The 2,877-nt window shown below is 77.9% G+C and carries 2 protein-coding genes; one reads left to right on the forward strand and one right to left on the reverse strand.

Annotated elements, in window-relative coordinates; translation table 11 throughout:
• Window positions 1-1,658 (reverse strand): alpha/beta fold hydrolase (locus tag ACFU6K_RS35675; RefSeq protein ID WP_380670285.1); only part of this gene is annotated, 1,658 nt, incomplete at its 3' end.
• A 568-nt stretch (window positions 1,659-2,226) separates the two neighbouring features.
• Between ACFU6K_RS35675 and ACFU6K_RS35680 the strand changes: the two genes are divergently transcribed.
• Window positions 2,227-2,628 carry an Imm7 family immunity protein gene (locus tag ACFU6K_RS35680; protein ID WP_380670287.1) on the forward strand — a complete coding sequence of 134 codons (402 nt, stop codon included), beginning with the start codon at window positions 2,227-2,229 and terminating at the stop codon, window positions 2,626-2,628.
• Window positions 2,629-2,877: the final 249 nt, after the last annotated feature.

Below are 2,877 nucleotides of genomic sequence, written 5' to 3' on the forward strand. Positions count from 1 at the left end.
GGCCGGCGGTCCGGCGCGCAGAGCGTCCCGCGCGCCGGCAGCCGCCCCTCCACCAGGTAGCGCTCCTGCGCCCCGGCCGCGCAGGCGCTCGGGTTGCCCAGGACCGTGTGCCCGTAGCCGTCGACGGTCAGCAGGCGGGCCCCGGCGAGGGTGTCGGCCATCGCGCGGGAGCCCTCGTAGGGCCAGGCCGGGTCACCGGTGTTCGCGACGACCAGCACCGGCGCGGCGGTGCGGCGGTCCCACGGCCCGTCGTAGCGGTCCCCGCCCGCCCGCGAGGGCCAGGACGCGCAGCGCTGGGTCTGCCACACCCAGAACGGGCCGACGGCGCCGGAGCGCGTCTCGGCGAGGGCGGCCAGGGCCGGGTAGTCGGCGCCGGCGGGCGGGTTGACGGTGTCCGCGCACAGGGCGCCCAGGGTCTGCACCTGCCCCGACAGCGCGCCCGGCGCCGCACCGGCCCGCGGCGAGACGGGGGCCTGCGGCGAGGCCGGGGCCGGCGCCGCGTCGGGGGCAGGCGGCGGGGCGGGGGCGGGCGGCGCGTCGGGGGCGGTCCACAGCTCCTGCAGCCACACGCCCAGGGCCGCCCAGCCGCTGTCGGGGACGCCCGGCAGCGGCGCGGCCGTGTACAGCATCGACGCCACGGTGGACACCGCAAAGGCGTAGGTCACCTCCCGCGCCGGCGTGCCGGGCGCGAGCGGCCCGCGGCGCAGCCGCTCCAGCAGGGCGGCGAACCTGGCACGGGTCGCGTCCGCGTCGCCCGCCGCGAACGCGCACGCCGCGGGGCCGGCCGCGGCGCAGCGCTCGAGGAAGGCATCCAGGGCGCGGGCGGAGGCGAGGTCGCTGCCGGTGCGCAGGAACGGTGGCAGGGCGCGCTGTCGGGGGGTGCGGCCGGTGGACCAGGCGCGCGGGTCCAGGGCGCTGTCCAGGACCATCGCGCGTACCCGGTCGGGGAACAGGTTGGCGTAGACGGCGCCGAGCAGGGTCCCGTACGAGGTGCCCAGGTAGGTCAGGCGCCGGTCGCCGACGGCCTGGCGCAGCACGTCGAGGTCGCGGGCGGTGTCGGCGGTGGACAGGTGGGCCAGCAGGCCGGTGGTGTCGTTGTCGGCGCAGTGGCGGGCGAGGCCGGTGTAGGCGCGGGTCCAGGCCGTCTGCTGGTCGGTGCCGGTCGGGAAGCCGGCGGGCAGGCCGTCGAGGAGGGCCTGTTCGGCGGCGGGGTCGGGGAAGCAGTGGAGGGTGGTGGAGGCGCCGGTGCCGCGCGGGTCGAAGCTGACGATGTCGAAGCGGCGGCGGACCTGTTCGGGGAACAGGCCGTAGACGGCGGGCAGGGCCGCGGTGCCGGGGATGCCCGGGCCGCCGGGGTTGAAGAACAGCGAGCCGATGCGGTGGGCCGTATCGGTGGCGCGGTGGCGGATCAGGGCCAGGTCGAGCGGTGTCCCGCGCGGGTCGCGGTAGTCCGTCGGCACGGCGGCGGTCGCGCACTCGAAGCCCTGCGCGCACGGCCTGTCCCAGTGCAGGCGCGGCACCGGCGGCGCGGTCGCGGCGGTTTCGGCGGTTTCGGCGGTCGTGGCGGTCGCGGTGTGGGCCGGGGCCAGGGCCGCCAGCACGAGCACCGCCGTGGCGGCCGCGGCGGCACGGACCGCGGTACGCGAAGCGGTACGCAAGGCGGTACGGAAACGGAAGGCGGTGGCGGGCCGGGGTCGGGGCACGGGCGGCTCCCTCGTCGTCGGGTGTTCCTGATCGGACGTCACCGAGTGTTGCGTCGACCGCTGTCGGCACACCGGCAGGACGCTGTCCCGCCACCGACACACCACCGGCACCACCGGCACGGCAGCGGGCGGCGGGCCGTACGGAGGCACGGCGGCAGGGGCGGACGGCGGACGGCGGACGGCGGATGGTTGAGCGTGCGCATCGAGTACGTCGGCACCCGGTACCGGGCAGCCGCGGGCACCGCCCGGGGCGCTGCCGGCCCCCGGCCCCCGGCAGCGGCCGACCCGGCCGCGTTCACAGGACGCGTCCTGGCGGGCCGGGGCGGCCCACGGGGAGGGCGGCACCCCCGGGCGGACCCGCCCCTGCCGGGCGGGGACGGCGGGTCGGGCGCGGGACGCGCGGCCGCCGCAGCCGCGCCCGCGGACCCGTGCTCCTCACGTGGCCGACGGTTGGACGACGTGGCGCCCCGGGCGGGCGGGAATCGAGCGGGGCGCCGGTCGACCGCCCAGTAGGCTGCGGCGCATGTTCGAGTACCACGGCTGGATCAAGGTCCTGGAGAGCGCCAGCGCCGACGACGAGGAGTGGGACGACGACCGTCTCCGGCTGGTCGTCGGGGGCCTGGAGGAACGCGTCCGGGAGATCGACAGCCCGTACCTGCTCGATCTGCGGTGGATGAACGGGGAGGTGTTCGTCCACTTCGGCGGCTTCGCGAACCACCGTGACACGCGGATCCCGGCGTTCTTCCGCGAGGTCGGCGAGCGGGCGCCGGGCTCCTACGGCCTGCTGCACGTACGCGATGACGAGGACCCCGGCCGCGAGAACGAGGTCCTCGTCCTCAGGATGGCCCGCGGACAGGTGAGCGAGCACACGGATCCGCTGCTGTCACCCTGCATCCCCGTGCTGGAGGACCCGTTCCGGGCGTAGGACGCGAGGCCGGTCAAACCCGTCACGGGGGACGACGTCGCCGACCGGCCCGGCACAAGAAGCGGCAGCGGGCAGCCGCACAACGGCGGCACGGCGGCGGGCCGTGGCCGGTAGGACCGGGGCCGGGTTCCGGCCCTTGCCGCGCCGGGGCGGCCGCTGCCGCGCGCCCCGCCGCAGCGTGCCGCAACACCCCCCGGGGGGAACGCGGGTGCGCCCCCTTGGCCCCCTGTCCGGCACCGTGCCGGACAG

Source organism: Kitasatospora sp. NPDC057512 (assembly GCF_042802135.1).
In the GTDB taxonomy this organism is placed as follows: domain Bacteria; phylum Actinomycetota; class Actinomycetes; order Streptomycetales; family Streptomycetaceae; genus Kitasatospora.